Genomic DNA, 21,963 nt, shown 5'->3' with positions numbered 1-21,963 from the left:
CTATTTCTCAGATTGTTGCAGTCCCATAACTTCGCTGCTGAAAATTCGAGAGTCCATGCTGCGTAGGGTTTCCGAGACGATTGGCCTGAAGTTCATACGACGGAGGATATCCCGTTCCAAATCGATGCCGGGCGCTATTTCGGTAAGCAGCAGCCCCTGCTTTGTCAATTGAAAAACGGCTCTTTCCGTAATATAGGTTATTTGCTGCCCTGTCTTTACTGCATGATCTCCTGAAAAAGTGATTTGCTGAACCTGCTCCACAAACTTTATGCCCGTTCCATCCTGAAGAATTTTGAGTTTCCCGTCTTCTACCAAAATATCCGACATACCTGATGTGAAGTTCATCATGAAAAACACCCTGGGCGTATTTTGTGATATATTGATGAAGCCTCCTGGTCCAGTGCAGCGTGTCCCGAACTTTGAGACGTTAACATTGCCATGAACATCAACTTCAGCCGCGCCCAGAAAAGTCATATCAAGAATACCGCCGTTATAAAAGTCAAATGTGTCAGGAGCGTTGCAGATCGCTTCAGGGTTAATTGCTCCGCCAAAGCCTTTCCCTGGTACGGGAACGCCTCCAAAAACCCCGGACTCTAACGATAGGGTTGCCTGATCTGCAATTCCCTCTTCATTTGCAATAGTTCCGACGCCTGATGGCAGACCGATCCCAAGGTTGATCAGACAGTTCGGCCTCAATTCCATCGCGCCGCGGCGGGCGATAACCTTCCGTACATCCAGCGGCATGGAAGAAATCGCATCTGTGGGACAACGGAGTTCTCCTGTCATTTCCGGATGATATCCTGCATTTGCGTAATACTGCATATGAAATTTGCTTTCGGCTTTTACAACGTAGTCTACCATGGCGCGGGGAATCCGCACCTCACGGGCGGGCAGATTTCCAGTTTCGACGATATCTTCCACTTGTACGATCACAATACCGCCGTTGTTATGTACAGCCGCCGCCATTTGCAGTTGTGCCTCATCCAGAGCCTCGTGGCGCATGGAGATATTGCCCGCGGTATCGGCATATGTTCCTCGAATAAAACAACAGTCAATCGGAAAAGCGGGATAAAACAAGTATTCCTGCCCACAGATGCTTATCAGCTCAACAATATCTCTATCCTGACGCTTTGCCAGGTCATTGGCTTTGCACCCCTCATGACGAGGATCGGCAAACGTTCCGAGACCGACTGAAGTAAGAACGCCAGGTTCTTTGCCCGCGATTGCACGAAGCAAATGCATAACAACTCCGAGGGGAAGCAAATATCCTGCAGCTCTGTTTTCCCCCACAATGGCTGAGATTTCCGGGGAGTTCCCCAAATGTCCGGCGATAAGGGTGCTTAGTAAGCCTTCCGCCTTTAAGCGGCTCAGTCCCGCCCCGTTCTCCTTTTGAAAGTCGCCGGGGCTTACCCCTGTCACGATTGTTAAATTTTTGGGATGGCCTTCCTGTTCGTAACGATCCGCCGTGGCCTGCAGGAGTGCGTCCGGACTGCTATACGAACCGAATCCGCCAACAGCAACCGTCATGTGATCACGGATTAGCGATGCAGCCTCCTGTGCAGTAATTTCCTTTGACATGGCCCTCTCCTGTTATATCTTTTCCAATTCCTGAAGATATCTGTAGCGTTCGACAATATTTTTTTTGACTTGCCGCAGCTGGCCGGCCGTAATATTCCGAAATCGCTTTTGGGCTTTTATATATTTGTCAGCCTCGCCCAGGGCCGCCGGCTTCGGCGCCAAGCGGACCTTTCCGTCCTCATACTCCATTAGCACCCATGCGCCGCAATTGACGCCTTCGCGCGCAACCTCTATTGATTTTGCAAAGGGAATTCCCCAACCCGTCGGGCAGGGACAGTGAATATGCAGTACACGGCACCCTTTGACGCATTTCGCCTTACCGACCTTCCTCCGCAGATCGGGCAGATTGGCCACAGAGGCTGTTGCCGCATAGGGAACATTGTGCGCCATAATGATCCGCATCAGATCCTTGCTGCCCACTGTTTTCCCGGCAGGGGTTGTTGTAGACGACGCCCCCAGGGGCGTAGAACTGCTGCCCTGAATGCCGGTATTCATATAAGCTTCATTGTCATAGCAGATATACAGAATGTTTTCATTGCGTTCCATCGCGCCGCTCAGCGCTTGAATCCCAATATCCACTGTGGCTCCATCCCCTGCAAAGGCGGTTACCACGGTGTGTTCATTGCCCTGGTGCCTGAAGCCGGCTGCAATTCCTGTTGCAATTGCGGCGGAATTTTCAAGATTACCCTGAACACCCGCTACTTTTAATGCGGCTTCCGGTCCCGTTCCCGAAAAAAGCGCCGCGCATCCGGGAGGAATGACAAAAACCGTATCGCTTCCGAGAATTTCCAGAACATTGCGAATAATAAGTTCAATACCGCATCCGTGGCATGAGCTGACACCATGTGTGACAGCGCCACGGGCTTCAGTCTCTATTTTCAGCATACCACGTCAACCTCTCTCAGCCCCATCGGGTTTTCCTTCAAGTCAAACCATGAATCAATATCGGTTTTCTCACCTCTGGATACCGCAGATAATCTTTCAAAAATCTGTCGGAAAGTCCGGTCTGAGATATCCCTGCCTGCCAGGCCGCCGATCAAGCTGAAAATTTTCGCATCTGTCTGGTACATGGCGGATTTGACCTCAGAAGCCACTGGTGCCCCTGCGCCGCCCAGTCCGGCTGAGCGGTCGATTACTCCGATAACCTTTACATTTTTGAGAGTCTCCATGATCTCTCCCGCAGGGAAGGGGCGGAACATACAAATCCTGAGTGCCCCTGCTTTTACTCCATTTGCCCTTAACTCATTGACCACGTACTTTGCCGTGCCGGACATGGATCCAATTGTTACAACCGCGACCTCTGCATCTTCCAGCATATAGGGTTCCACCGTATGCAGCCTGCGGCCGAACCTTTGCTCATATTCCTGAAAGACATCCCTTGTTACTTCTGCCGCACGGTCAAAACCGATCTTCTGCTGGTAACGCATCTCTGTATACTCGGAAGTAGGACACAAATCGTTAATAAACATGACGTCTTCCGGGTCTATGTACATATTTTTTCGAGCATATGGACGGACAAAATCCCATGCCTCATCGTCCGTGGGTGTAGTGACCTTCTGCATGGAGTGAGAGAGGTAGAAGCCATCCAGACAAACCATGGACGGAGTCATAACTTCCGCATGCTCGCTGATACGGTAGGCACACAGCATCAGATCCAACACCTCCTGCACAGTGCCGCAGTAATACTGCAGCCAGCCGGTATCACGCTCTGCCATAGTGTCTTGATGGTCACACCAAAGACTCCACGGAGCAACAAGAGACCGATTGACAACCGGCATAACAATAGGGACGCGACATCCGCTTGCCACGCCGCACACTTCATGCATCAGCGCAAGCCCGACGGACGCGGTTGCTGTTGCAACACGAACTCCGGTGAGCTGTGCGCCGATACAAGCGGACATGGCGGAATGTTCAGACTCGACCCGAATATATTCTGCGTCGATGCTTCCGTTGGCCACGCAATCAGCCAGCTTTTCTGCAATTGAGCTCTGCGGAGTAATTGGATAAGCCGCAATAACGCCCGGCCGCGCCAAACGGATCGCCTCTACTGCCGCCCCGTTGCCATCGAACATTTTGATCGGCATCAATTGTTCCCCCTTTCCTCAATAAGCCGGATTGCATGCTTGGGGCACTCATTTGCACAAATGCCGCACCCCTTACAGTAGTTCCAATCAAATTCGATTTTTGCCTCCGCCTTGTTTACTCTGATACAATCCACGGGGCAATATTGCGAGCAAATTCCGCAGTGCACACATTTGTCCGTGTCTACATCAGGCCGTTCTAAGCGCCAGCTTCCGGTATTTGCCGCAGTAAATACCGTTGCGCAAGGCCCCAAAATTCTACGCTTCATAGGTCCTTTCATAAGCGTCTCTTGCTGCGTTGACATTTTTTTCTCCAACCTTTCCAAAGCCGTCCTGGATTGCGCGTTCCATGGCTTCAATTGTTACAATCCCCGTTTTTGCTAAAGCTCCCAACATCGCACTGTTGGGGATATTCATATTTAAAATATTTTTTGCAACAGTGGTCCCGTCGCAAGCATAAACTCGTTTAAAACCATAGGTGTCCTTATACCGCTGAATCATCTCTTTGCTGCCGCTGTTGAGTACGAGAACGGTTTTTTCTGTACATCCTTCGCCAACGTCAACGTCTTTGTCAATCAGTGTATCATCCATGACAAGAATGACGTCTGGCTCATAGACGTAGCAATTTAATAAAACAGGATTCTCATCTACAATGATATGTGCGTACACAGGCGCGCCTCTGCGCTCGTGACCATAGGCGGGAACGGTGATGGCGTATTCATTTTGATAAAGCGAAACAGCCTCGGAAAAAATTTTTGCAGCCGTTACTGCGCCCTGCCCCCCTATGCCGTAGAATTTTATTTTCTTCATGATACCCCTCCTTAAAAGGCAGATTTCCCACAGCTCTTGACAATCAGAAAGAACGATTATCGGATGAGTATTCCTTATTTCGATCTTTTTGAGATTATAATAATATTACACAAACTAAAAGTCAAGTGCTTTTCTAATTTAAACAGGCATTTTATTACCTTTTAAAGGCTTTCTATTAATAAATTTACTTGACTTTCATGAAGATAAAATAGTATAATACGAGTTGTCCGATTATCGGAATTTAGGAAGCGGTATTGTAAAAGCGAGTAAAACTTCCGTACAGCAGCTTATGGAAACACCAAAGCGGCTTTTCCGCCCCGGCGGATTTGTTGCTTCCGAGAGTTTGGCCATTCAACAGCATGGTTATTTGGGTAAACAAAATTGGAGCATCACGGGGGCTGCCTATGCAATCAACTTGCTGGGGAAATCATACTGTTTTCGCTAAGCCCCCGGCTCGGCGGTGATAGAGAAGCTTTCAATTGCCCCCGGCATTGTTTTCATCAAAATCAATTCAGAAGAAAGGCGGTCGACTGTCCGCGCAGTTCCTTTTGTGCGGCTGCATAATGGCCGAATGGTTGCCTCATATGAAAAAAGAAACAAGCCAAACCGTTGATCGGGCGCTGGCTTTGCTGAGCTTATTCTCTGAGGAGGAGGAGCTTGGCATTTCTGAAATTTCCCTTGCAATGGGGATCGACCGGACTTCTATATCCAGACTGGTCAGCAGTTTGGAAAAAGCGGATTTCCTGCAGAAAAATGAAGAAACACGGAAATACCGGCTGGGGATGAGGCTCCTGTATTTGGGGATGCTTGTAGAGGAGCGAAATGAACTTGCGATGCAGGCTCTTCCTTTCATGAAGCAATTGAGTGAACAATTTCAGGTAACTTCTCTGCTTTCCACCCTTGAAAACAACCAGGTGAGAGTTTTGCATAAAGTATCCGCCGGACCCGTGGTTTACATGAGTGCACGTGTGGGGCTGTTGCTTCCCGCCTACTGTATGGCGTCTGGCAAGCTTTTGCTGGCATATAGCGGAACAGAAAATATACAGTCATATCTCTCCAATACTCCCCTTTCTGCAATGACAAGAAATACCATTGTCGATCCCGCTCTTTTATCAGAGGAGTTTCAGCGTATTTTGCTGCAGGGATTTGCTGAAGATAATGGAGAAGCCACCATAGGATTATCTTGTATTTCTGTCCCTGTTTATGGCCCTCAGCGCCGAGTAATTGCCGCTTTTTCCCTCAGTGGACAGAGTGAGATAGTCCAAAGCAACCGTTTGGCAATGCTCAACAGCCTAAAAAATGTTTCTTTGCAACTGAGCAATTAGATTCCTGCTGTAATATGCCTGGATGAAATACCGAACAGCCGGCAAGATTTTCTTTCGGTTGTTTTGCAGAGTATATATTTCTGACGAGAGATGCCCATAAAAGAGAGAAGCAGGCAAATATGCGCTATCAGGAAAAAGAAAATGCGCTGAAACCAGTGGTTTCAACGCATTTTTGGCTGTATCAACCCAGCGCCCAGTTTCAGGTGGGCGCAGCCGGCGCGGCGGCGCTGCTTGGCAACCTTGCGGACACGGCCATCAGGCGATATCAAAAGAGGGGCTCCGCATGATGGAACCAATCGGTCGCCAAAGCCGTCACAATCTCAAAAGGAGGTCGATGTTTATGAAACGACTGGTTTGCGCTCTTTTGGGATTGACACTGTGCATGGGAGTTCTGGCGTCCTGCGCGCAGGGGGGCCCTTCCGGCGGGGGGAGTTCTTCCGGCGCCGGCGCTCCCCCGGACGGCAGCGGCGGCTCCAGGGAAGGCGCCGTGGCGGTCTGCCGGGTCATTGACGAGGACGACGGCACGCTTCTTCTGGCAAAGCAGGATGGAGGAAGCGGCGACGTATACCGTTTGGATGCCTCCGGACTGCCGGTTACGCTGGAGGGCGAGTCCTTTTCCGCGGATGAGATAGAGAGCGGCATGATAGTGGAGGTCTGCTACGGCGGGGACATCATGGAGTCCTTTCCGGCCCAGTTGGGCGGCGTCACCAGCATCAATGCACGCTCCGATGGATTTGACGATCTGGCGGAGCTGTACCTGGAGGTGCTGGAGGACCTTTGGGAGGTGGACGGCGGCCTCAATGAGAACATCACGAAGCTGGGTGTGGACCTCTCCGGCACACGGCTGAGCGGGGCGGAGCAGTCCGCCGTGGCCTGGGCCTTTGGGGAGGAGCACGGCCTCGCGCCCATCCAGGGCACGTATGAGGAGCTTCTGGAGCAGGGCTATATCACCGGCGAGCCTCTTGAGGGCAGCGACGCCAAGTACTACCAGTGGACCGACGGCTGCCTCTTCTCCATCAGAGAGAAGGAGGACACGGCTTCGTTCAATCTGCCCGCCGCCAAGGAGGGAGAGGATCCGTCGCTGAAGGACTACCATGTCGGCGGCACCGTGACCTTTGACGCGCAGAAGTGGCGCAGCGGCACCGGGGCCTATTTCTTCTCAGACTGCACGTCTGTGCGCAGCACCAGCGGAGAGTGGTCGGACTATCAGGTGGGCAGTGAAGCCATCTCCTGAGCGTCCGCGCTGACGGCAAAATCCGCCGGACCTTCGCCTGGCTGATCAAAAAGCCCGTTTCCTCTTGTAATATAGGAAAAAATAGGGTACAATACCATATAATTTGTGTGCCATAGGCAAAAACAAGAAAAACGGGTGAAAAAGATGAGTTACACGAAAGTAGCGGCCATTTATGCCGACAGCGAAGCCCTGTCCGGCAAAGAGGTCCAGGTGGGCGGCTGGGTCCGCACCATCCGGGACATGAAGACCTTCGGCTTCATTGAGTTGAACGACGGCTCCTGCTTCCGCAATCTGCAGGTGGTGTTTGCGGACGGCGAGGTGGCGAATTATAAGGAAATCGCCGGACAAAACGTGGGTGCGGCTCTGGTGGTCACCGGCACCGTGGTGCTGACCCCGGAGGCGAAGCAGCCGCTGGAGCTGCGAGCGTCCTCCATCCGTGTGGAGGGGATCTCCAGCCCCGAGTACCCGCTGCAGAAAAAGCGCCACAGCGTGGAGTACCTCAGGACCATCCAGCATCTGCGGCCCCGGACCAACCTGTTCTCCGCGGTTTTCCGGGTGCGGAGCGCGGCCGCCTATGCCATCCACGAGTTTTTCCAGGAGCGCGGCTTTGTCTATGTTCATACGCCCATCATCACCGCCAGCGACTGCGAGGGCGCCGGCGAGATGTTCCGGGTGACCACGCTGGATATGGAGAACCTGCCCCGCACCGATGACGGCGCGGTGGACTACAGTGAGGACTTTTTCGGCAAGAGCGCCAACCTGACGGTCTCCGGCCAGCTCAACGCCGAGAATTTCGCCATGGCGTTCGGCGACGTCTACACCTTCGGACCTACCTTCCGGGCGGAGAACTCCAATACCCAGCGCCATGCGGCTGAGTTCTGGATGATCGAGCCGGAGATGGCCTTCACGGACCTCAGGGGCGACATGGATGTGGCGGAGGCCATGATCAAGCACATCATCCGGCGGGTCATGGAGCGCTGCCCCGACGATATGAGCTTTTTCAACAGCTTTGTGGATAAGGGCCTCATTGAGCGGCTGAACCACGTGGCGTCCTCCGACTTTGCCCGGGTGAGCTACACCGAGGCGGTGGAACTCCTCAAACAGCACAACGACAAGTTCGACTACAAGGTGGAGTGGGGCTGCGATCTCCAGACGGAGCACGAGCGCTACCTCACCGAGCAGATCTACAAAAAACCGGTGTTTGTCACAGACTATCCCAAGGAGATCAAGGCCTTCTATATGCGCCTCAACGACGACGGCAAGACCGTGGCCGCCTCGGACTGCCTGGTGCCCGGCATCGGCGAGATCATCGGCGGCAGCCAGCGCGAGGAGCGGCTGGACGTGCTGGAGCGCCGCATCCGGGAGCTGGGGATGAAGCCGGAGGATTACTGGTGGTATCTGGACCTGCGGCGCTACGGCAGCTGCACCCACGCGGGCTTCGGACTGGGCTTTGAGCGCATGGTGATGTATCTCACCGGCGTCAGCAATATCCGCGACGTTCTGCCCCATCCCCGCACGGTGGGCAACGCCGAGTTTTAAAAGAGAAAAAGAGCAGCGGACGAAAGTCCGCTGCTCTTTTTTGCGCCATTGGCGTCCGTGCCGCGGTTCAGGCGATGTGAAAAATTGGCTTCAATCGAAAATACCAGTTGACAAACGGCGCGGGTAGTGGTATGTTAGTTACACGGTTGATTACTTCACTAATTAACTAAGAAGAAAGGGAGGTGACGCCGTGCAGTTCAACGACGAGCGGCCCATATTCCTTCAGCTGGCGGAGCAGCTGGAGGAAGCGATCTTGACGGGCGTCTACGAAGAGGAGACGCCGGTTCCCTCCATCACGGAGTATTCCGTGGCATATCAAATCAATCCGGCCACAGCGCTGAAGGGAATCAACCTGCTGGTGGACGGAGGACTTTTGTACAAGAAGCGGGGGGTCGGCATGTTTGTGGCGCCGGGAGCAAGAGAGAAGCTGCGCAGGGTGCGGCGGGAGCGGTTTTACACCGACTATGTGGAGAAATTGGTCGGCGAGGCCAGGAGGCTGGAGATGACCCGGGAGGAACTGGCCGGATTGATTGAGAGAGGATTTGAAGACAATGGCAATTGAGATCACACATATTTCCAAGTCCTTTAAGGAGACGCGGGCGCTGCGTGACGTGTCGCTGACGCTGGAGGGCAATCACATCTACGGGCTGTTGGGCAACAACGGGGCCGGCAAGTCCACGCTGCTGAGCATCATCACCGACCGCGTCCGCGCCGACGAGGGAACGGTGCGCATCGACGGAAAGGAAAACCGGTCCGATGAGGCGCTGGCCAGGGTCTTCCTGGTGGGGGAGCAGAACTTTTTTCCCGAGGATATGCGGGTAAAGAAGGCGCTGCGGACGGCGGCGTCCTTTTATCCGGACTTTGACATAGCCCTTGCGGAGCGGACAGCGGAGCAGTTCGGCCTGAACCTGAAACAGAAGATCACGTCCCTCTCCACCGGCTACGGCTCCATTTTCCGCATTGTGCTGGGGCTGGCGGTAAACACGCCCTATCTCTTTTTTGACGAGCCGGTCCTTGGGCTGGACGCCCAGCACAGAGAGCTCTTTTACCGGCTGCTGCTGGAGAAGTACGCGGAGCGCCCCTGCGCGGTGGTGCTCTCCACTCACCTGATCGCGGAGGCCGCCAACCTGATTGACTATGCGTTCATCATCCGTTCCGGCGCCATACTGCGCCAGGGCCCAACAGAGGATCTGATGGAGGGCGCCTACACGGTGTCCGGTCCGGCGGCGGCCATGGAGCAATACCTGTCAGGCCGCCATGTGCTGTCCGAAACCACTCTGGGCGGACTGAAGACCGCCTGCGTCCAAGGGCAGCCGGGCCATATGCCCGACGGGCTGGAGATCACAGGGATGAACCTGCAGGACTACTTCATCAGCCTGATGAAAGAGGAGGACCGGAAATGAAAGCACTGATTCGTTACCGCTACACAGATATGATGAAAGGCGTGGCGGCCTTTTGGGGGGTCATGTTGCTGATTACGACAGCGGTCGTCTGCATTGAGACGGGCGGTCAGCGGGTCAGCTTCAGCGCCTACGGCTTCAGCACGGTCATCATGCTCTTCGTCCTGGGCGTCTGCACCATCCGGGAGGACGTCCGGCTGGCCGCCCAATGCGGCGTGGGCCGCCGCTCCGCCTTTTGGGGGAACCTGATCACCCTGCTGACGGTGGCCGGGACCATGGCTGCGGCAGGAGAGGTCTTTGTGGGCGCCGCCCAGGCAATGGCAAACGGCCGCACAAATGTATTCTTTCTGGATCTGTACAAGATGCTCTATGTGGGAGCGGACCGGCCGGGGCTTACGATGGGCCAGCACGCCATGAGCGCGGTTTTGGTCCTGATGCTGGGCCTTTGCGCCGCCGTCTGGGGCGGATTCTTCTCCCTGCTGTTCTGGCGGCTCAGCAAGTTCTGGACCGTGGTGGTGGCGGTGGCCATTCCGGTGCTTGCAAACGGCATTCCCTGGCTTATCGTCTATCTGGCGGGGGAAGAGGCCGTGGCGCGGCTGGTTTTCCAGGTGGGAGAATTTCTGCTGTCGTCTCCCTGGAACCTCATCGCCGTGCTGGCGGTTTTATCAGCCGTGGGGATCGGGGTGAACTGGCTGCTGCTGCGCCGGGCGACGGTCAAGGCTGCCAAATAATAAAAAAGGCGGTGGACGAAAGTCCGCCGCCTTTTTTCGTCAAACGCTTCTGGCCGCCAGGCGGAGAATGGCCTCCACGTCGGCGTCGCCCAGAGGAACAAAGCGGCCCTCATGGACCTCTCCTTTGAGCCGCTCGTGCTCCATGATCTTTGGGATGTCCTCCTCCCGGGCGCCCAACTCCCGGAAGTTGGTGGGCATGCCGATGGAGCGGAGGAAGGAGCGGAAACGGGCGATTCCCTCCCGGGCGGTGCACTCAGGGTGGGAGAAGTCCATCTCGCAGCCCCAGACCCGGACGGCGAACTGGGCAAAGCGGGCCGTGTCGTGGGGCAGGACATACTCCATCCAGGCGGGCATGATGACCGCGAGGCCCGCGCCGTGGGCGCAGTCGTAGACGGCGGAGAGCTCATGCTCGATGCGGTGGCTGGCCCAATCCTGCTCCCGGCCTGCGCCGCAGAGGTTGTTGTGTGCCAGCATCCCCGCCCACATGAGGTCGGAGCGGGCGCTGTAGCTCAGAGGATCGGCCATCACCTTGCCGGCCGCGCGGACAATCGCCTTCATCAGGCCCTCGCACAGCCGGTCCGTGACCTCCACCTCCGGCGTGTTGGTGAAGTAGCGCTCAAGGATGTGGGCCATCATGTCCGTGATGCCGCAGGCGGTCTGGTAGGGGGGCAGGGAACAGGTAAAGCGGGGGTTCAGGATGGAGAACTTGGGACGCAGCAGGTCATTTCCCGGAAAGGCCCACTTGAGCATGCCCTCGTCCTTTGTGATGACGCAGCTGTTGGAGCCCTCGCTGCCTGCGGCGGAGATGGTCAGCACCGCGCCCACGGGGAGCGTGGCGGTCAGCCGGGCCCTGCCGGTGACAAAGTCCCAGAAGTCCCCGTCATAGAGGACGCCAGCGGCAATGGCCTTGGACGAGTCGATGGCGCTGCCGCCGCCTAAGGCCAGGACGAAGTCCACCCCCTCGGCGCGGCAGAGCTTGATGCCCTCGTAGACCAGGCTGGAGCGGGGGTTGGGCTGCACGCCGCCCAACGATACAAAGGGGATGTTTCCGGCGGAGAGGGCGGAGGTCACTTTATCGTATACACCGTTGCGCATCACGGAGCCGCCGCCGTAGTGGATCAGCACTTTGGAGCCGCCGAAGCGGCGGACCAGATCGGCCGCCTGGGATTCAGCTCCGTCGCCGAAGGTGAAGTACGTAGGGGAGTAGAATGTAAAGTTTTCCATAGAAGGCTCCTTTTAATAGCCCAGCGTCCGGTCCACCGCGTGGATCAGGGGACGTCCGGTGCAGTAGTTCTCAATGTCCTCGCAGAACATATCCACATTTTTATCGCAGGTCCAGCCCAGGGTCATGTCGCCGGAAATGTGGGGCGTCAGCAGCACGTTCCGGGCGGACCACAGGGGGTGGTCTGCGGGGAGGGGCTCCGGCGTCATCACGTCCAATGCCGCCCCGGCGATGCGGCCCTCGTTCAGCGCCTCGACGAGGGCCTCCTGATCAATGGCGGAGCCGCGGCCCACATTGATGACAAGGGCGTTTCGGGGCAGCAGCGCGATCCGCTCCCGGGAGAGGATGCCCGCGGTCTGGGATGTGGAGGGCATGGCCATGGCCAGCACCTCCGTCTGGGGCAGCACCTCCTCCAGCCGGGCGGAGGGGTAGACCGCGTCATAGGCGGGCTCCCCGGAACCGCCGCTGCGGTTGACGCCGACCACCTTTCCCGCGCCCATGGCCTTGACCCGGCGGGCGTAGTTGCTGCCGATGTCGCCGGTGCCTAACACGGTGATGCGGCTGCCTAAGATGGAGCGGATGGGCAGCTCCTGAATCCACTCCCGCCGGGCCATGGAGGACTGGTACTCCATGATCCGCCGCATCAGCATGAGCGTCACCATGACCATGTGCTCGGCGATGGTGACGCCGTAGGCGCCCGAGGAATTGGTCAGCAGGCACTCCTCGTTAGGGAAAATTCCGGGCTGCATATAGGGTTCCACCCCGGCAAAGGAGCAGCAGTACCACTTCAGCTCCGGCGCCTGCCGGAGGAGCCCGGGAAAGTGGCTGTACAGGATTTCGCATTGGCCCAGCTGACCTTCGGCGGCCTCGGGGGTTTGGAAAAAGCGGACGGTATAGCCGTGCCGCTCCGCCGCGGCGCAGAGCTTTTCCCTGTGGGCGGCGGTGAGAAAATCATTGACCACACAGATTTCATGCTTCATGTTGGAGTACCTCCCAAATTTGTTCCGCGCATTTCATACCGTCGGCGGCCGCGGATAAGATGCCGCCGGCGTAACCGGCTCCCTCGCCGCAGGGGTACAGGCCCCGGAGGGAGGATTGGTACGTTTCGTCCCGCACAATGCGCACCGGAGACGAGCTGCGGCTCTCCACCGCCGTCAAAAGCGCGTCCGGCGCGTCATAGCCCCGGACCTTCCGGCCCAGAAGGGGCAGGGCCTGGGCGATGGCGTCGGCCACAAAGGGCGGCAGGCACCGGTGCAGGTCGGTGTAGGTGACGCCGGGGCGGTAGGAGGGGAGCACCGCGCCATGACCGGTGGAGGGCCGCCCGGCCAGAAAATCCTCCACCCGCTGGGCCGGCGCCCGGTATCCGCCTCCGCCCAGAGCGTAGGCCCCCTCCTCCAGACGGCGCTGGAAGGTGATGCCCGCCAGCGCGTCCCGGTCGCCGCCGTAGTCCTCCGGCGTCACACTGACCAGCAGGCCGCCGTTGATGTTTTCACCGTCCCGGGCAAATTCGCTCATGCCGTTGGTGACCACGCGGCCCTCCTCCGACGCGGCGGCGACAACCTGCCCGCCGGGGCAGACGCAGAAAGAGTAGACCGCTCTGCCGCTGTTTAAGTGGCAGGAGAGCTTGTAGCTGGAGGCGGGGAGGCAGGGGTGGCCGGCGTAGCGCTTGTACTGGGCCGCGTCCATGTCTGACTGGCGGTGTTCGATGCGCACGCCCACAGAGAAGGATTTGGCCTCCAGACGGACCCCCAGGTCCCGCAGCAGAAAAAAGGTGTCCCGGGCGCTGTGGCCGGGGGCCAGCACCACTTTGCTGGCCGGCAGGGAGTAAAGGCCATCGGGGCCCTCCACCTCCAGGGAGGAAACAGCGCCGTTCCGGCTGCGGATCCCCACCAGGGTGTGCCCGAAGCGGATGTCGCAGCCTGCGCTTAAAAGCGTCCGGCGCATCCCCTGCAGAGCGATATGGAGCTTGTCCGTACCCACATGGGGCTTGGCGTCGATGAGGATGTCCTCCGGAGCACCGCAGGAGACCAGCTGGCGCAGAATCCAGCGGTGGCGGATATCCCGGGTGCCGGTGTTGAGCTTGCCGTCGGAAAAGGCCCCGGCGCCGCCCTCGCCAAACTGGACGTTGGAGCGCGTATTTAACTCGCCGCTGCGCCAGAAGCGCTCTACGTCCTGCTGGCGCCGCTCCACGCTCTGCCCCTGCTCCAGCAGAATGGGCCTGGTCCCGGCGCGGGCCAGGAGCAATGCGCAAAAGAGCCCTGCCGGTCCGGCGCCCACCACCACCGGCGGCTCCACGGCGCGGTCAAGAGGCGCCGGCGGAAGGTAGAGCGGCTCTTCATAGCGGGTAAGGCGGGGGTGGCGGCGCAGCACAGCCGCCTCGTCCTGCACTGACACGGCCACCGAATAGACAAAATACAGGCCGTCTCTTGCGTCAATGGAGCGGCGCAGGACACGCAGCGACTCCACGGCGGGGACATGCAGTTCCCGGGCCGCCTTTTTCCACAGCGCGGACTCCGGCTGGCCGGGAGCTATCTTCAGCCCTTCTAATTTCAGCAAGCGGTTCACCAGCTTTCCCTCCGCCCCTGCGGAGAAGACAATGAGGTTCAGGCGCCCCTTTTCCTTACAGGGCGTGAAAGTTCACAATAAGTATATCATAAGATGGAGGCGCTGTCTGCAAGGGCGCTTTATTTTTTTGCGCTGGGCTGAACCTGTATGCCCGATACCCGGATACGTTTCTCCTTTAAAATGCTATACGATTCCAGAAAAAACCAACGGTAATATGAAGAAATGTTCACAAAACGGCTATAATTTGACACCTGATTTTAAAGTCCATTTAAGATACCCCGGCTATACTGCACTCAAAGATGCGGGGGACGCATCCGGGAGGAAGTGAAGCGAAAGCCTCTTGACCAGCGGCTGAAAATTCAAATAATCCCCCAACATTTTTCATACTTTGGACATAAAGAGCCGATATACTGAGTTCCATCGCAAGGGACTCGTTACACAAGGAGGAATCATCTATGTATAACGACGAACACAACCTGTACCATTACACTTATCGCAAGGACGGTACCGAACATACCGATCCCGCCCCCACCGCTGGCCCGGCGGTTTACCGGGAGCCCTGGGAGGCAAAACCCGAACGCAGGAAGAACCGCACCGGACTGAAGATCGCGGCCCTGGCCCTGAGCTGTGCCCTGATGGGCGGCGCCGCCGGCGCGGGCGTGATGTGGGGCGTCAACCGCGGCGGCGATGAAGTCAATGTCCAGATGAGCGCCCGCACCCCGGTGAAGGTCAATCAGGTGGCGGTGGACGGGCAGAAGCTCCTGTCCGACGCGGAGAACTACGCCGCCAACGTCAACAGCGCCGTGTCCATCAACTCCTCCGCCGCCAGCACCAACATCTTCGGACAGACGGTGCAGAGCGCATCCTCCGGCAGCGGCTTCATCATCTCCCAGGACGGATACATCGTCACCAACCACCATGTGATCAACGGAGCCACCTCTGTAAAGGTGACGCTGTACTCCGGCGAAACCTATGATGCCGCGGTCATCGGCGGCGATGAGGACTACGACATCGCCGTGCTGAAGATCAACGCCACGGGTTTGCAGAGCGTGGTCCTGGGCGACAGCGACAGCCTGAATGTGGGCGACCACGTGCTGGCCGTGGGCAACCCCCTCGGTGAGCTGACCTTCTCCATGAGCGGCGGCATGGTGTCCAGCGTGAACCGCGCCATCAACGTGGACGGCACGCCCTTCAACATGATCCAGACTGACGCCTCCATCAACCCCGGCAACTCCGGAGGCCCCCTGTTCAATGAGTACGGCGAGGTGGTGGGCATTGTCTCCGCCAAATACTCCTCCTACTCCTCCGAGTCCGTGGAAGGTCTGGGCTTTGCCATTCCCATCAACGACGTGTGGGCCATGATCGAGGACATCATGACCAACGGCTATGTGACCAACAAGCCCTATCTCGGCGCCACCGTGGGCACCATGAACGCGGCCATGGCCCAGCAGACCAATCTGACCGAGGGCGTTTACGTCTATTCCGTGGAATCCGGCGGCGCCGCTGAGAAGGCCGGGCTGCGGGTGGGCGACGTCATCACCGCCATCGACAACAAGACCATCTCCTCCCTGGAGGACCTGACCGCCGCAAAGAAGGGCTATTCCGCCGGCGACACCGCCGCCGTGACAGTGTTCCGGGGCGGGGAGAACGTCGAGATCCAGCTGACCTTCGGCACCATGCCGGACAATCAGGACAATCAGCAAGACGCCGCCACCGGCGCCACCCAGGATCAGACCGGCGTTTATCCCGGCGATCTGTTTGACTACTTCTTCGGCTCCCGCCCCGGCAGCGGGACAGCGGCATAACGCGCACTCCGGCCGTACCTCTGAATGAGCGGTCTCGCGGCAGCAGCTGCGAACAGGCAGATACCGCTCCTTGCCACGGGGCGTACCGGCGGTACACATAGATAAGAAAAGGCACACCGCCTCGGCGGTGTGCCTTTTTTGCGCCTCGTCCCGGCAAGGGGAAGAGCTCCTCCACGTAGGCCCGGCAGCCGGGCCAGGCGCTCCACCTGTGAGGGAAACACGCTCAGACACTGTAAAACAGTATGAAACCGACTGTATTGATGGCAAAATTGGCAAACATATGGATCAGCCAGGAGAGGTATATGTTTCCGCTTTTTTCGTTGCACAAATTAAAAAGAATGCCTCCTGTGGTCAGCCCCGCAATCGCCAGAGAAGTCAGTTCCATTCCAAACCAGCCAATCATCATGGACACATGGTACAGAGCAAATGCGGCAGAACTGAAAATATAGCTGAACATACGGGATGATACGTCTTTTAAGGTAAAAAATGCAAATCCCCGAAAGAAAAATTCTTCCAATAGTGAATTGACAAAAGAGATGTATAGAGCGACCCAGATGAAATTTGATTTGGTTACCCCTGTGCTGCTGCTCAGGCTTGTTATAACCGCTGAAAAATCAAATACATCTCTTAGGATTAAAAATGCAGACAGAATGATGGCATAGACCCCGACTCCGGACAGCACGGCTATTTTTACTCCCTTTTTCGGCGTCAGCAATCCTTTTAAATTGCATTCCCCATCGAAATGTGCATACAGAATGGGTGAAAACAAAAAGAGGAGTATTTTTATAGCGGATTTGATGACATAGCCCGGCTGAATTATGGCGTCGACAAACCCCATAATGGAACATGCCAATACGACAAGAAATACAATGCTGTGTTTTTTGCGTTTCATTTGCATGACCTCACAAACTTCCCCATAGCTGGAGTGCAAAAGTATGATATGATTATTTTATGTTGCAGGGCAAATTTTTTCAACAATGAATTAAACCGCCGGCAATTTGACGGTTCATCAATAGAACCTATAAGGAGCCTGCATTTTATCTCCTTGCACTTTTTCTGTGCGGATGATACAATTATAAGTCGAAAATACGGCAAAGGAGATTTGCTTCTATGAAACTTGGAATCGTGGGCCTGCCCAACGTGGGCAAGAGCACCCTGTTCAACGCCATTACCAACGCCGGGGCGGAGAGCGCCAACTACCCCTTCTGCACCATTGACCCCAATGTGGGCATGGTGGCGGTGCCCGACGAGCGGCTGGACAAGCTGGCGGAGATGTATCAGCCGGACAAGAAGACTCCGGCGGTCATTGAGTTTGTGGACATCGCGGGCCTTGTGAAGGGCGCCTCCAGGGGCGAGGGCCTGGGCAACAAGTTCCTGGCCAACATCCGGGAGACCGATGCCATCATCCACGTGGTGCGCTGCTTTGACGATGAAAACGTGATTCATGTGGAGGGCGCCACAGACCCCCGCCGGGACGTCGACATCATCAATATGGAGCTGGTAATGGCAGATCTGGAGATGGTGCAGCGCCGGGTGGATAAGGCGGCGAAAGCCATGAAGGGCGACAAGAAGTTCGCCCATGAGGTGGAGCTGTTCACCGCGCTGCAAAAGCACCTGGACGGGGGCAGCCTGGCACGGACGTTCCAGTGCGGCGATGACGACAGGGCGCTGCTGGCCACCTCGGACCTTCTCACGCTTAAGCCTGTGATCTACGCTGCCAACACCGACGAGGAGGGCTTCACCCACCTGGAGGAGAACAGCTACTATCAGCAGGTGCGGGAGATCGCCCAGGCCGAGGGCGCTCAGGTGCTGCCCATCTGCGCCAAGTTAGAGCAGGACATCGCCGAGTTGGAGGGCGAGGAAAAACAGCTCTTTTTGGAGGAGATAGGAGTGGAGGAGTCCGGCCTGGACCGGCTCATCAAGTGCTCCTACGCCCTGCTGGGACTGATCTCCTTTTTGACCTACGGCAAGGACGAGTGCCGGGCCTGGACCATCCGCAAGGGCACCAAGGCGCCCCAGGCTGCGGGGAAGATACACTCCGACATTGAGCGGGGATTCATCCGGGCGGAGGTCATCGCCTATACCGACATGCTCCAGTGCGGCAGCGTCAACGCCGCCAAGGAGAAGGGCCTGCTGCGCAGTGAGGGCAAGGAGTATGTGGTGCAGGACGGCGATATGATCTACTTCCGCTTCAACGTCTGATGGGAGGCGCTATGGAGCAGAGCGATCTGGAGCGGCTGGAGCGCTATGACCGGATGTACCGGGACCTGTTGAAGGAGCGGGACGGAATCCTCCGCCAGATAGAGGAGCTGAAGGCGGCCGGGCGAGTCAAGTCCGTCACCTATCAGCAGCTTTTGGCCAATAAGCTCACCGTGCAGAATCTGATTGGCCGCTTTCAGGTCTACGGCATTGGGAACTGACAAAGAGGCTCCGCTGACGGCGGAGCCTCTTTCAAAAACAGGGGGAGAGAAGCATGACTGAGAAAGAACGGATGATTGCGGGGCTGCCCTATCGGCCCAGCATAGGCGGACTGGCGGAGGACCGCTTGGCCTGCAAGGAGGTGATCCATCGGTTCAACCACATGGAGCCCGCCCAGCGGAGTGAGGCCATGGAGCTGCTGAAGGGCCTCTTTGCCCAGGCAGGGGAACACTTTACGGTGGAGGCGCCCTTCCACTGCGACTACGGGTACAATATCCATGTGGGCGACCACTTTTTTGCCAACTACAATCTGGTGATCCTGGATGTCGCGCCCGTCACCATCGGCAGCCATGTGCTGATGGGTCCCAACGTGGCCCTCTATACCGCCGGGCATCCCATCCACCCGGAGAGCCGGAACACCGGCTATGAGTACGGCGCGCCCATCACCGTGTGGGACAATGTGTGGATCGGCGGAAACACGGTGCTCCTGCCCGGCGTCACCATCGGCGAGGGAGCGGTGATCGGGGCCGGCAGCGTGGTTGGCAGGGACATTCCCGCCCGCACCATCGCCGTGGGCAACCCCTGCCGGGTAGTACGGCAGATCACGGAGGAGGACCGGAAGTACTGCTGCCGGGACAGGGAGTTTGACGTTCCGCTGGATTGACAAAGGAGTCCGTCCCATATGGGGAACGGACTCCTTTCAATTTAATCAAATTAATATTCAGTATTGACTTTTATAAAATTAAAGGGTATATTTAATATTATGAAAGAGGGTGAACGAATGGAGCTGCTGCCCGATTGGATGACAAACCTGGAGGACGAGGATCTGACGTTTATCAAAAAATTTATTCTCAGCTCAGGGTCCCTGAAGGAGATGGCGTCGCTCTATGGCGTCACCTATCCTACCGTGCGGCTGCGGCTGGACCGGCTGATCCAGAAGATCCACCTGAGCGAGCAGGCGGAGGAGGAGCCCTATGTGGCCCTGGTCAAGCGGCTGGCGGTGGATGACAGGCTGGATTTCGACACGGCCAAGCTGCTGGTAACGGAATACCGCAGGACAAAGGAGGATGCGTGATATGGAAATTGCAACAAGGATGATGTGGGTTGTCCTCGTATTTTTGCTTGTGTTTGGGGCGGGCGTCATCCTGCTTCAGGTGTTTTTGTCCAGGCGGGAGAGCAGGTGGCCGGGGTTGATCCTGCCGGGCATAAGCTTTTTGTGGTCGCTGGTGTACCTGCTGAACCTGATGCCCGGGGAAAGCCCCCTCCAGACCGCGCTGATGGCGCTGTTCACGGCGCTGCTGAGCAACATACCCACCTTTGTCCTGCTGGCCGTCTACTTTGCCTGCCGGGAGAGGCGGCGGAAAAAGGACGCGGTGGAGAAAATGAATATTCAGGACCTGTAAAAGAAGCCGCCGGGAAGCTCCCGGCGGCTTTTTGCATTAGTTTCCGGCCTTGACCAGGGCCATGAACCGCTCTGCGGCGGCGGTGGGGGACACGGACTTCAGCGTGCACATGTCCACGGAGCGGGCGGGGATCTGGAAGTTGGTCTTCAGCAGCCGGATGGCGCCGGAGTCCAGCGCGGGCTGCACAAATTCCCGGGTGACGCCGGCCACGCCCAGGCCGATCCGGGCCAGCTTGATGAGCAGGCCCCGGGAACTGAGCTCAATCTCCGGATGGAGGGACAGGCCGTTCTGCAGGAAGAACTGCTCCAAAAACACCCGGGAGCTGGCCTTTCTCTCCAGCAGGATCAGGGGGAAGCGGGCGATCTCCTCCAGGGTGTAGACATGGTCAAAGTCGCAGGGATAGTTGGCCGAGGCCACGAACACCGCATGGGTGTCGAAGCAGGGCCAGGTGCTCAGGTTGGCCGGGTCGGAGGGGGAGGAGGCAAAGGCGATGTCCACCTTGCCGGACTTGAGAAGTCCAAGCACCTTCTGGCTCCGGCCGCTGGTGATCTGCAGCCGGATGGCCGGATACTCCTTGTGAAAGGACTCCAGATAGGGCAGCAGAAACCAGCTGGTGACCGTGTCGCTGGCTCCGATGACCAGGTCGCCCATCAAAAGCTCCCTGGTCTGGGAGATTTTGTCCTCACCGGTCTCCAACAGGCTGATGGCGCTGCGGACATACTCGTAGAGCAGCTGCCCCTCACTGGTCAGCGTCACGCCCCGGGGACTGCGGGAAAAGAGCCGCACCTGCAGCTCGTTCTCCAGCTGCTTCACCGACTGGCTGACCGCGGACTGGGAGATATAGAGGTTCCGGGCGGCCACGGAGATATTTCCGGCCTCCGCCACCTCTTTGAATATTCGGTAGAGTTCCAGCTTGACTGACATGGCCGACCTCCTCATGTGAAAATCAAGCTTTATTATAAAGGAGCGTGTCGAAAAAGGCAAGGTTTAAACTTGGCCAAAACCTGCCATACTGAATTGCATCTACAAAGGGGGGAAGGCTGTGGGAAAAGTGAGGCTGCGCCGTCTGGACGCGCTGCGGGGCCTGTCGGTGGCGCTGATGGTGATTCACCACCTGCTCTACGACCTGGTGCTGCTTTTCGACGCGCCCCGGTGGCTTTTTTGGAACCCGCTGTTTGCGGCGGGACACTATCTGTTCGCCGGGGTTTTTGTGGCGCTGTCCGGCATGAGCTGCCGCTTTTCAAGGAGCAACGGCCGCCGGGGCGCCCGGCTTTTGGCCGTGGCCATGGCCCTTACCGCTGTGACCCGGGCCGCCGGATTTCCCATCCATTTCGGCATTTTACACCTGCTGTCCGTATGCATGCTCCTCTACGCATTGGTGGGGAGATGGACCGATTGCCTGCCGGCGGCGGTCCACGCCGGAGCCTTCTTCTTGTCGCTGCTTTGGCTGAAGACCACCCCGCTGCGCGGCCCTTTGCTCTGGGTGATGGGTCTTCCCTGGCCCGGAATGGCCTCCTATGACTACTTCCCACTGGTCCCATGGATGTTTTTGTTCTTTGCCGGCGCGCGGATAGGCGGCTGGGCCCGGCGCTTTCAGTTTGCGGAGCTCCGCCCCACGGCGCTTTCACGGCTGGGCCGTCAGGCGCTTCCGGTGTACCTGCTCCACCAGCCGGTGTTTTTCGCTCTGCTGGTGCCCCTGCGGCTGATGGTGAGATAAAAGCGGCCTTTCATCCGGCTGCGGCAGGCCGGGGAGGCGTCTTATAAAATCGCCATGTATTTTCATAAAAATAGTTTGTCAATTCTTAAAATCTTCCAAAAATAAAAAGTATATCCCCAAAAAGGTTGCAAAATT

25 protein-coding genes are annotated in these 21,963 nt (G+C 57.2%); 15 read left to right on the top strand and 10 right to left on the bottom strand.

Going from position 1 to position 21,963, the window contains the following annotated elements:
- From KQI82_RS14130 to KQI82_RS14110, 5 genes are read right to left on the bottom strand one after another with little or no spacing between them, the layout of a single operon-like run.
- Entirely contained in the window at nt 1–1,578 is a 1,578-nt protein-coding gene (locus KQI82_RS14130; RefSeq protein ID WP_216633339.1) for an acyl CoA:acetate/3-ketoacid CoA transferase, read from the bottom strand.
- A 12-nt stretch (nt 1,579–1,590) separates the two neighbouring features.
- Nucleotides 1,591–2,463 carry a thiamine pyrophosphate-dependent enzyme gene (locus KQI82_RS14125; RefSeq protein ID WP_216633338.1) on the bottom strand — a complete coding sequence of 291 codons (873 nt, stop codon included), beginning with the start codon at nt 2,461–2,463 and terminating at the stop codon, nt 1,591–1,593.
- Nucleotides 2,457–3,662 carry a pyruvate ferredoxin oxidoreductase gene (gene porA, locus KQI82_RS14120; RefSeq protein WP_216633337.1) on the bottom strand — a complete coding sequence of 402 codons (1,206 nt, stop codon included), beginning with the start codon at nt 3,660–3,662 and terminating at the stop codon, nt 2,457–2,459. Before porA ends, KQI82_RS14125 begins: the two co-directional genes overlap by 7 nt.
- On the bottom strand, nt 3,662–3,928 hold the full coding sequence (locus KQI82_RS14115; RefSeq protein ID WP_338148988.1) for a 4Fe-4S binding protein: 267 nt from the start codon (nt 3,926–3,928) through the stop codon (nt 3,662–3,664). Before KQI82_RS14115 ends, porA begins: the two co-directional genes overlap by 1 nt.
- On the bottom strand, nt 3,918–4,469 hold the full coding sequence (locus KQI82_RS14110; protein WP_216633335.1) for a 2-oxoacid:acceptor oxidoreductase family protein: 552 nt from the start codon (nt 4,467–4,469) through the stop codon (nt 3,918–3,920). The genes KQI82_RS14115 and KQI82_RS14110 overlap by 11 nt, the downstream gene beginning before the upstream one ends.
- A gap of 289 nt (nt 4,470–4,758) precedes the next feature.
- Here KQI82_RS14110 and KQI82_RS14105 point away from each other — a divergent pair, with 289 nt between their 5' ends.
- The 8 genes from KQI82_RS14105 to KQI82_RS14070 all read left to right on the top strand — a co-directional run bounded on the left by KQI82_RS14105 (nt 4,759) and on the right by KQI82_RS14070 (nt 10,698).
- Nucleotides 4,759–4,914, top strand: a complete 156-nt coding sequence (locus KQI82_RS14105; RefSeq protein WP_216633334.1) for a hypothetical protein — start codon at nt 4,759–4,761, stop codon at nt 4,912–4,914.
- Nucleotides 4,915–5,032: 118 nt separating this feature from the next.
- Nucleotides 5,033–5,794 (top strand): IclR family transcriptional regulator, encoded by a 762-nt coding sequence (locus KQI82_RS14100; protein ID WP_216633333.1) that lies wholly within the window; start codon nt 5,033–5,035, stop codon nt 5,792–5,794.
- A gap of 119 nt (nt 5,795–5,913) precedes the next feature.
- Nucleotides 5,914–6,081 carry a hypothetical protein gene (locus KQI82_RS14095; RefSeq protein ID WP_216633332.1) on the top strand — a complete coding sequence of 56 codons (168 nt, stop codon included), beginning with the start codon at nt 5,914–5,916 and terminating at the stop codon, nt 6,079–6,081.
- A gap of 53 nt (nt 6,082–6,134) precedes the next feature.
- Nucleotides 6,135–7,028, top strand: a complete 894-nt coding sequence (locus tag KQI82_RS14090; RefSeq protein ID WP_216633331.1) for a hypothetical protein — start codon at nt 6,135–6,137, stop codon at nt 7,026–7,028.
- Between the two features lie 144 nt (nt 7,029–7,172).
- The gene (gene asnS, locus KQI82_RS14085) at nt 7,173–8,567 is read left to right on the top strand and encodes an asparagine--tRNA ligase (RefSeq protein WP_216633330.1); all 1,395 of its coding nucleotides are present in this window, start codon (nt 7,173–7,175) and stop codon (nt 8,565–8,567) included.
- A gap of 190 nt (nt 8,568–8,757) precedes the next feature.
- Nucleotides 8,758–9,129 (top strand): GntR family transcriptional regulator, encoded by a 372-nt coding sequence (locus KQI82_RS14080; RefSeq protein WP_216633329.1) that lies wholly within the window; start codon nt 8,758–8,760, stop codon nt 9,127–9,129.
- A complete protein-coding gene (locus KQI82_RS14075; RefSeq protein WP_216633328.1) occupies nt 9,119–9,970 on the top strand; it encodes an ABC transporter ATP-binding protein in 852 nt (283 codons plus the stop codon). Before KQI82_RS14080 ends, KQI82_RS14075 begins: the two co-directional genes overlap by 11 nt.
- Nucleotides 9,967–10,698, top strand: a complete 732-nt coding sequence (locus KQI82_RS14070) for a hypothetical protein (protein ID WP_216633327.1) — start codon at nt 9,967–9,969, stop codon at nt 10,696–10,698. Before KQI82_RS14075 ends, KQI82_RS14070 begins: the two co-directional genes overlap by 4 nt.
- Nucleotides 10,699–10,737: 39 nt before the next feature.
- Here the strand turns inward: KQI82_RS14070 and KQI82_RS14065 are convergent, their stop codons facing one another.
- Genes KQI82_RS14065 through KQI82_RS14055 form a run of 3 tightly spaced genes read right to left on the bottom strand, consistent with a single transcriptional unit; the run spans nt 10,738 to nt 14,485 of the window.
- Nucleotides 10,738–11,922: an iron-containing alcohol dehydrogenase gene (locus KQI82_RS14065; protein WP_216633326.1), complete on the bottom strand. Its 1,185-nt coding sequence runs from the start codon at nt 11,920–11,922 to the stop codon at nt 10,738–10,740.
- A 12-nt stretch (nt 11,923–11,934) separates the two neighbouring features.
- Nucleotides 11,935–12,900 (bottom strand): D-2-hydroxyacid dehydrogenase, encoded by a 966-nt coding sequence (locus KQI82_RS14060; protein WP_216633325.1) that lies wholly within the window; start codon nt 12,898–12,900, stop codon nt 11,935–11,937.
- Nucleotides 12,890–14,485, bottom strand: coding sequence for an NAD(P)/FAD-dependent oxidoreductase (locus tag KQI82_RS14055; RefSeq protein WP_338148987.1), 1,596 nt, complete (start codon nt 14,483–14,485; stop codon nt 12,890–12,892). The genes KQI82_RS14060 and KQI82_RS14055 overlap by 11 nt, the downstream gene beginning before the upstream one ends.
- Before the next feature lie 455 nt (nt 14,486–14,940).
- On the opposite strand from KQI82_RS14055, the gene KQI82_RS14050 reads away from it, so the two are divergent.
- A complete protein-coding gene (locus tag KQI82_RS14050; RefSeq protein WP_216633324.1) occupies nt 14,941–16,290 on the top strand; it encodes a S1C family serine protease in 1,350 nt (449 codons plus the stop codon).
- A gap of 223 nt (nt 16,291–16,513) precedes the next feature.
- Here KQI82_RS14050 and KQI82_RS14045 read toward each other — a convergent pair whose 3' ends face one another.
- Nucleotides 16,514–17,182, bottom strand: a complete 669-nt coding sequence (locus KQI82_RS14045; RefSeq protein ID WP_241426720.1) for a CPBP family intramembrane glutamic endopeptidase — start codon at nt 17,180–17,182, stop codon at nt 16,514–16,516.
- Nucleotides 17,183–17,400: 218 nt separating this feature from the next.
- On the opposite strand from KQI82_RS14045, the gene ychF reads away from it, so the two are divergent.
- From ychF to KQI82_RS14020, 5 genes are all read left to right on the top strand, one after another.
- Nucleotides 17,401–18,492: a redox-regulated ATPase YchF gene (gene ychF / locus KQI82_RS14040; RefSeq protein WP_216633322.1), complete on the top strand. Its 1,092-nt coding sequence runs from the start codon at nt 17,401–17,403 to the stop codon at nt 18,490–18,492.
- 11 nt (nt 18,493–18,503) lie between these two features.
- On the top strand, nt 18,504–18,710 hold the full coding sequence (locus KQI82_RS14035; RefSeq protein WP_216633321.1) for a hypothetical protein: 207 nt from the start codon (nt 18,504–18,506) through the stop codon (nt 18,708–18,710).
- 53 nt (nt 18,711–18,763) lie between these two features.
- On the top strand, nt 18,764–19,372 hold the full coding sequence (locus tag KQI82_RS14030) for a sugar O-acetyltransferase (RefSeq protein WP_216633320.1): 609 nt from the start codon (nt 18,764–18,766) through the stop codon (nt 19,370–19,372).
- A gap of 117 nt (nt 19,373–19,489) precedes the next feature.
- Nucleotides 19,490–19,783 carry a DUF2089 family protein gene (locus KQI82_RS14025; RefSeq protein ID WP_216633319.1) on the top strand — a complete coding sequence of 98 codons (294 nt, stop codon included), beginning with the start codon at nt 19,490–19,492 and terminating at the stop codon, nt 19,781–19,783.
- Between the two features lies 1 nt (nt 19,784).
- Nucleotides 19,785–20,111: a hypothetical protein gene (locus KQI82_RS14020; protein WP_216633318.1), complete on the top strand. Its 327-nt coding sequence runs from the start codon at nt 19,785–19,787 to the stop codon at nt 20,109–20,111.
- A gap of 36 nt (nt 20,112–20,147) precedes the next feature.
- On the opposite strand, the gene KQI82_RS14015 is transcribed toward KQI82_RS14020, so the two are convergent.
- Complete coding sequence (locus tag KQI82_RS14015) at nt 20,148–21,035, bottom strand: LysR family transcriptional regulator (protein WP_216633317.1); 888 nt, start codon at nt 21,033–21,035, stop codon at nt 20,148–20,150.
- A gap of 118 nt (nt 21,036–21,153) precedes the next feature.
- Here KQI82_RS14015 and KQI82_RS14010 point away from each other — a divergent pair, with 118 nt between their 5' ends.
- Nucleotides 21,154–21,828: a heparan-alpha-glucosaminide N-acetyltransferase domain-containing protein gene (locus KQI82_RS14010; RefSeq protein ID WP_216633316.1), complete on the top strand. Its 675-nt coding sequence runs from the start codon at nt 21,154–21,156 to the stop codon at nt 21,826–21,828.
- The last annotated feature ends 135 nt before the right edge of the window (nt 21,829–21,963 follow it).

Origin of the sequence: Dysosmobacter acutus (assembly GCF_018919205.1) — a bacterium.
Lineage (GTDB): Bacteria > Bacillota > Clostridia > Oscillospirales > Oscillospiraceae > Oscillibacter > Oscillibacter acutus.
Note: the sequence above shows the minus strand (reverse complement) of the source record. Positions and strands in the feature narration are given on the sequence as shown.